This is a genomic window from Bacillaceae bacterium S4-13-56, assembly GCA_040191315.1.
Taxonomy (GTDB): domain Bacteria; phylum Bacillota; class Bacilli; order Bacillales; family JAWJLM01; genus JAWJLM01.
The window spans coordinates 1-5,844 of record JAWJLM010000129.1 but is presented as its reverse complement, the minus strand read 5'-3'; the positions used below and the strand labels follow the sequence as shown (position 1 = coordinate 5,844).

Sequence of the window (5,844 nt, the reverse complement as noted above, 5' to 3'; positions counted from 1 at the left end):
CCCAAACTCAATTATAAACAGCTTTTTATTCACTTTTTCCCCTGCTCCACCGTCCAAACTCAATTATAAACAGCTTTTTATTCACTTTTGTCCCTGCTCCACCGCCCAAACTCAATTATAAACAGCTTTTTATTCACTTTTGTCCCTGCTCCACCGCCCAAACTCAATTATAAACAGCTTTTTATTCACTTTTGTCCCTGCTCCACCGCCCAAACTCAATTATAAACAGCTTTTTATTCACTTTTGTCCCTGCTCCACCACCCAAACTCAATTATAAACAGCTTTTTTTTCACTTTTCTCCCTGCTTCACCGCCCAAACTCAATTATAAACAGCTTTTTTTCACTTTTGTCCCTGCTCCATCGCCCAAACTCAATTATAAACAGCTTTTTATTCACTTTTGTCCCTGCTCCACCGTCCAAACTCAATTATAAACAGCTTTTTATTCACTTTTGTCCCTGCTTCACCACCCAAACTCAATTATAAACAGCTTTTTATTCACTTTTGTCCCTGCTTCATCGCCCAAACTCAATTATAAGCAGCTTTTATTCACTTTTCCCCCTGCTTCACCGCCCAAACTCAATTATAAACAGCTTTTTATTCACTTTTGTCCCTGCTCCACCACCCAAACTCAATTATAAACAGCTTTTTTTTCACTTTTGTCCCTGCTCAAGTGATCAAGGAAACCGCGCATAAATTCCTTGGAATGAGCATATAACTTTATTTTTGCGCCAAAAGTTTAGAAAGGGGAATTAGCATCCAACCAGGCTACTAATTCCCCTTACCGTTTAATCTTGCAATAAATGTTTCAGCCTTTCAATGGAACTTTCCATAACCTTCGCATTTTTTTCATACATCTCTTTAGCTGCTTGGTCTTCCGTTGCCAATGCAAACAGTTCTAAGTCAGCTTGGCTCTTCTTCATGGAAGCTAGTAATAAAGGCTTTTGTTGAGGTGATGGAATTTGAATTTTATCATCATAAATATCTACTGTTAATTGTCCGTTGGAGTCTGCTTGACCAAGAAAAACATTTTCTATTGAAATCCCAAGCTTAGAGAGTTCATCTTCTACCCATTGGCGGTTTTTTCCTGCAGAAGCCAAAGAGTCATCTAGAATCTCCCCATCCATTATTACAGTGTGGGGTTCTTTAACATTGGGGGCATTGATCCCTAAATCAGTGGATGTAATTGGCTGTGCTTTCTTCTTTAACATAACACTCAGAGACCCACCAGGCTCTAATACCGCAAATTCAACATCAGCTGTTCGAAAAATATTCTTTGTTCGAAGTTGTCGTAGCAAAGCATCTGTTGTAAACTGCTTCTTTTTTAAATTATCCTCCATGATTTTTCCATCTTTGATGAAAACAGTTGCTTTTCCTTCTGTAGCATCTCTTACTTTTCTACTCTTTAATGATAATATGCTTAGCAGAAAAGGTACTCCCCCAAACACCAGAACTGCTAATATGGAATGGGCAAATGAATTCTCGATTCCTAGAACATAAAATGCTCCCACACTCCCTATAGCAATCCCAACAACAAATTCGAAATATGATAACTCTGACATTTGTTTTTTTCCGAACCATTTTGTAACGCCAAAAAATAAGGCCACAAAAAAGAGTGCACGAAGGATAACATGAATCCAATCCGGCATCTTTTTACACCTCCTAAAAACCTTTATATTGGTCTTCCTGTTGCTCAAGTTGACGAACTCTTGCCATTAAATCCTCTTTTACCTGCCCAATATTCATCATTTCTTCGTGAAGAATCTGTTGATCTTGTTCACTAGAAGTATTTATGGCTAACGTAGATAAGCTTGCCTCTATACCTTTAATTGTCGCTAGGCACTGCTTTACGTTTGCACCTACTGTCATCATTCATCACCCTTTTGGTTTGAATATTAACGCTGCGATAGTCCCGAAAATTATAGCTGCTGATATACCTGAACTTGTTACTTCGAACATTCCCGTTATCACCCCTATAATTCCATGTTTTTGTGCTTCTTCAAGTGCACCTTGAACAAGCGAATTACCAAAACTGGAAATTGGTATTGTTGCACCTGCTCCAGCAAAATAAATCAAGGGTTCATATAAACCAAAGCCCCCTAATATTGACCCAGCTACAACTAAGATCGATAAGGTATGTGCTGGGGTTAACTTAACAACGTCAAACATCAGTTGGCCTATCACACAAATAAAACCCCCTATTACAAAAGCCCAAAAGAAAATCATGATTGAGCACCTCCGTATTCAACTGAAACGGCGTGAGCTATACATGGAATAGATTCATTTTGCTGGCTACTTAATGGGGATAATAAGGCACCTGTAGCAACCATTAAAATTCTTTTCAGTTCCCCTTTTTTCATCCGATTCAATAAATGACCATAAAATACAACAGCAGAACAACCAGCACCACTTGCACCTGCAAGGACTGGCTGGTCCTCTTTATAAATCATAATTCCGCAATCCTTGAATTGTTCGTCTTTAATTGCAAGACCATGTTCTTTCATCAAATCAAATGCATTTTCTCTTCCAACATGACCTAAATCTCCGGTAACAATTAAATCATAATAGGATGGATCCACATTACGTTCCTTTAGATGTGTTTCAATGGTATCTACAGCTGCTGGTGCCATAGCTCCACCCATGTTAAATGGGTCACTTAATCCCATATCGATCACTTTTCCAATAGTGGCAGAAGTGACTTTAGGTCCTTCTCCTTTGTTTGATACAAGACCCACCCCCGCTCCTGTAACTGTCCATTGAGCTGTAGGAGGTTTTTGCCCCCCATATTCTGTTGGATATCGAAACTGTTTTTCAACTGCGGCGTTATGACTAGATGCTCCCGTTAAAACATAATCTGCTCCACCGTGATTCACTATAAAACTGCCTAATGCAAGTCCTTCCATGGAAGTCGAACAAGCTCCAAACAAACCTAAATAAGGCATTCCTAAAGTCCGAAGTGCAAAACTCGTTGGAGTGATCTGATTAATTAGGTCACCTCCAAGGAATAACTGAACTTGATCCTTTGTAATCTCTGCTTTTTCTGTAGCTCTTAAAGCCGCCTCTTCTAATAAAATTTTGTGCGCTTTCTCAAAGGAATCTTGCCCCATCCATAAGTCCTCATGCAATAAATCAAAATCCTCAGGGAAATTTCCCTTAGCTTCAAAAGGGCCACCAGTTGTTCCCGTTGATATAATTACAGGTTCGTTTTCAAACACCCATGTACGACGAGAAGTTACCATGATAACCCACCCCAAGTTACTAATATTGTTTTAATTAAAGCAACAACGAATGCTGAAAAAACACCAGTCATAATGACCGATCCAGCAAGTTTAAACATATTACCGCCTACACCAACAACAAAGCCTTCTGACCGATGCTCGATGGTTGCAGCAATAACTGAATTACCAAAACCCGTAACTGGTACAGCTGTTCCAGCTCCAGCGAATTGCGCTATATGATCATACACTCCAAATCCTGTAAGAAGCATAGATATAAATATCATGGTTGCAACGGTCGGGTTACCTGCATTTGCTTCGGTAAAATTAAAATTATAAATATAGAAAGTTTGAATTAATTGTCCAATTAAGCAAATGGTTCCACCAACAAAAAAAGCTTTTACACAATTTTTTAAAACAGGACGCTTAACTTCCCGCTTAGATTGGAAATCTTGATATTGTTGTTGTGTAGGTGTTAAATTCTTTTTTTTATTATTTGCCATCCTTAACACCCCTTCTATGCTTTATCATTTGACAAATCAATAATTTTTTTCATTTTTTTTGATAAGTCTTTATTATTTATAGTGTTGTTTTTTATTTTTTTCTCCATCTCATGTGTTTCCATAACTATTTTCTTATCTAAAGATACGGTCACTTCATAACCCAGGAATTTATCTTCTATTTCTTTTTTAAATTTTTTTTCTAAAGAATTTAAACGCAGTCGATCGTGATGGTGAATTTCTATAGCAACAATAAGTGATTTGTCATCATTAATGGCATGTACATTTGTAACTTCCTCATATTTTGTAAGTATTTTTTTTGATTCCTCAGATACGTGTTGATCAAAGTGATCGAGTTCTTGACTCAACACTGTATCAGAAATTCCCAAGAAGAAAGTCAATATGAATAATATAATCCCCTTTTTCATTTTTACACCTCCCATGATTAGAAAAGGTTAGCAACACAGCTAACCTTTTCTAAACAAATTATTGTTGATTATATTGAGGTTCTTCCTCTACCATCTGTTGTACGCGTGGTTCTAAATTGTCAATGATCGCCTGCGTTTGTTGAGCAGCATCTTGATACATTTGCTTGGCTTGTTGGTTTTCTGTTCCAAGTGCAAAGGTTTCAAAACTTGCTTGGGCACTCTTTAAACCGGCTAAAGTTGTTTTTACATTTTTAATGGCAGTCATTATTTGTCCCCCTCAATCTATGATGAAATGAACCAACAATTATAGTTTGTATTACAACTACGATAATTATGTTTTCATTTTTTAGGAAAAAGAAAAGCACATGTATATTTAACATGTGCTTTATCTTATATTAATTCTTCTATTCCTTTTCCTTTCTATTAAATCCGAACCACAATTTGGACATTTAATCGCTTGGGATGGTATGGACGTAAAACAATAGGGACAATCTTTTTTTGACATAGAGACCACAGGATGTTGATGAGGCTTTTTCCAACGGTTCAATTGTCTGATGACTAAGAAAACAACAAATATAATAATTACAAAACGAATAAAGGAAGAGATAAAAAGTCCATAGTTTATTGTTATTGCTCCTGCTTTCTGTGCTTCATCAATGGTATGAAAATGTCCCCCACTCAAAGTTAAAAAGAGGTTTGAAACATCCATTTTGGCAAATAAAAGTCCAAAAGGTGGCAACAGTATATCTTTAACGAAAGACTCAATAAGTCCACTAAAGGCAGCTCCTAATACAATACCTATCCCCATATCTGCTGCGCTCCCCTTAATGGCAAACTGTTGAAACTCCTTCAATAAACCCAAAACAATCACCCTTTTTTTTGCTTTTTATAAGCTTATGAAAAAGGTAAACAAGCTATGTTAGGTTCAGCTTTAAAAAGGGTGATGAAAATGGAAGACGATTCTCTTTTTAAAACCTAAGTCACCTATCTTTGCCTTGCTTTTCTTGTATTTAGTTCAATTGTTAGAATATTTCTCTAAAATAAATCATCTACTTTAAAGGAGAATGAAACATGAATAGAGAAAATATTTACTAGTATATTGATGGAAAGGGGGCAAAATTTGATGCAGGTGAAAGTTTTTGCTAACCTTCGAGTGATTTGTGGTGGAGACCGTGTAGAGGTCAAGAGTGATGGAGATCGAGTCATTGATATCCTTGAAAAAATGGTTACTACATACCCTGGTTTAGAGGAAGAAATTTTTACAGAGGATCGAACCTTAAAGCCTTTTGTTCATGTTTTCATAAACGGAAAAAATATAATACATGCACAGGGCTTAAATACAAAGGTGAAGGAAACTGATCAATTCGCCCTTTTTCCTCCGGTTGCAGGAGGCTAACATGGCAATCAAGGACCTGGAATTTCGCGGCATTAATCGTACCCATTTAGAAATGTATTTTGAGGAACTAGGCGGAAAACAAAGAACCTTTGATTTCCCAATAATTTTTATTGGAGATCATTGGAGTGGACAAATTTTATCAGAAGAAGAAATTAAAATTACAAGCGCGTTTAAAGTGAACGCAGTAAATATCCGTTTTCAAGCTGAATCCAACGAAATCCTTAAAGAATTAGTTAGTAAATACAGACAAAAAACCACCCGTGTTGGTGGATAAGAAAAGCGCAAGCGCCCTTCGAAACAAGAAAAG

The 5,844-nt window shown here is 36.9% G+C and carries 10 protein-coding genes; 2 read left to right on the top strand and 8 right to left on the bottom strand.

The genetic code is table 11. The annotated features are described in order from the left end of the window. Positions 1 to 786: 786 nt before the first annotated feature. The 8 genes from RZN25_17950 to mscL form a co-directional block, all read right to left on the bottom strand. Positions 787 to 1,647 (bottom strand): DUF421 domain-containing protein, encoded by an 861-nt coding sequence (locus RZN25_17950; GenBank protein MEQ6378691.1) that lies wholly within the window; start codon positions 1,645 to 1,647, stop codon positions 787 to 789. Between the two features lie 13 nt (positions 1,648 to 1,660). Then, on the bottom strand, positions 1,661 to 1,867 hold the full coding sequence (locus RZN25_17945; protein ID MEQ6378690.1) for a DUF1657 domain-containing protein: 207 nt from the start codon (positions 1,865 to 1,867) through the stop codon (positions 1,661 to 1,663). A gap of 6 nt (positions 1,868 to 1,873) precedes the next feature. After that, positions 1,874 to 2,224, bottom strand: coding sequence for a stage V sporulation protein AE (gene spoVAE / locus RZN25_17940; GenBank protein MEQ6378689.1), 351 nt, complete (start codon positions 2,222 to 2,224; stop codon positions 1,874 to 1,876). Next, entirely contained in the window at positions 2,221 to 3,237 is a 1,017-nt protein-coding gene (spoVAD, locus tag RZN25_17935) for a stage V sporulation protein AD (GenBank protein ID MEQ6378688.1), read from the bottom strand. Before spoVAD ends, spoVAE begins: the two co-directional genes overlap by 4 nt. Further along, positions 3,231 to 3,716: a stage V sporulation protein AC gene (gene spoVAC, locus RZN25_17930; GenBank protein ID MEQ6378687.1), complete on the bottom strand. Its 486-nt coding sequence runs from the start codon at positions 3,714 to 3,716 to the stop codon at positions 3,231 to 3,233. The genes spoVAD and spoVAC overlap by 7 nt, the downstream gene beginning before the upstream one ends. Before the next feature lie 14 nt (positions 3,717 to 3,730). Continuing rightward, entirely contained in the window at positions 3,731 to 4,141 is a 411-nt protein-coding gene (locus RZN25_17925) for a YhcN/YlaJ family sporulation lipoprotein (protein MEQ6378686.1), read from the bottom strand. A 58-nt stretch (positions 4,142 to 4,199) separates the two neighbouring features. Further along, positions 4,200 to 4,406: a DUF1657 domain-containing protein gene (locus RZN25_17920; protein MEQ6378685.1), complete on the bottom strand. Its 207-nt coding sequence runs from the start codon at positions 4,404 to 4,406 to the stop codon at positions 4,200 to 4,202. Positions 4,407 to 4,526: 120 nt separating this feature from the next. After that, positions 4,527 to 5,003 (bottom strand): large conductance mechanosensitive channel protein MscL, encoded by a 477-nt coding sequence (mscL, locus tag RZN25_17915; protein ID MEQ6378684.1) that lies wholly within the window; start codon positions 5,001 to 5,003, stop codon positions 4,527 to 4,529. Positions 5,004 to 5,264: 261 nt separating this feature from the next. On the opposite strand from mscL, the gene RZN25_17910 reads away from it, so the two are divergent. Further along, positions 5,265 to 5,537 carry a ubiquitin-like small modifier protein 1 gene (locus tag RZN25_17910; protein MEQ6378683.1) on the top strand — a complete coding sequence of 91 codons (273 nt, stop codon included), beginning with the start codon at positions 5,265 to 5,267 and terminating at the stop codon, positions 5,535 to 5,537. Between the two features lies 1 nt (position 5,538). Then, a complete protein-coding gene (locus tag RZN25_17905; GenBank protein MEQ6378682.1) occupies positions 5,539 to 5,811 on the top strand; it encodes a hypothetical protein in 273 nt (90 codons plus the stop codon). The last annotated feature ends 33 nt before the right edge of the window (positions 5,812 to 5,844 follow it).

Bases quoted from the DNA above. Each gene is read 5' to 3' on its own strand.
- RZN25_17905 (MEQ6378682.1), top strand. From the start codon at position 5,539: ATGGCAATCAAGGACCTGGAATTTCGCGGCATTAATCGTACCCATTTA.
- RZN25_17910 (MEQ6378683.1), top strand. From the start codon at position 5,265: ATGCAGGTGAAAGTTTTTGCTAACCTTCGAGTGATTTGTGGTGGAGAC.
- spoVAC (MEQ6378687.1), bottom strand. From the start codon at position 3,716: ATGGCAAATAATAAAAAAAAGAATTTAACACCTACACAACAACAATAT.
- spoVAD (MEQ6378688.1), bottom strand. From the start codon at position 3,237: ATGGTAACTTCTCGTCGTACATGGGTGTTTGAAAACGAACCTGTAATT.
- RZN25_17920 (MEQ6378685.1), bottom strand. From the start codon at position 4,406: ATGACTGCCATTAAAAATGTAAAAACAACTTTAGCCGGTTTAAAGAGT.
- RZN25_17945 (MEQ6378690.1), bottom strand. From the start codon at position 1,867: ATGACAGTAGGTGCAAACGTAAAGCAGTGCCTAGCGACAATTAAAGGT.
- RZN25_17925 (MEQ6378686.1), bottom strand. From the start codon at position 4,141: ATGAAAAAGGGGATTATATTATTCATATTGACTTTCTTCTTGGGAATT.
- RZN25_17950 (MEQ6378691.1), bottom strand. From the start codon at position 1,647: ATGCCGGATTGGATTCATGTTATCCTTCGTGCACTCTTTTTTGTGGCC.
- spoVAE (MEQ6378689.1), bottom strand. From the start codon at position 2,224: ATGATTTTCTTTTGGGCTTTTGTAATAGGGGGTTTTATTTGTGTGATA.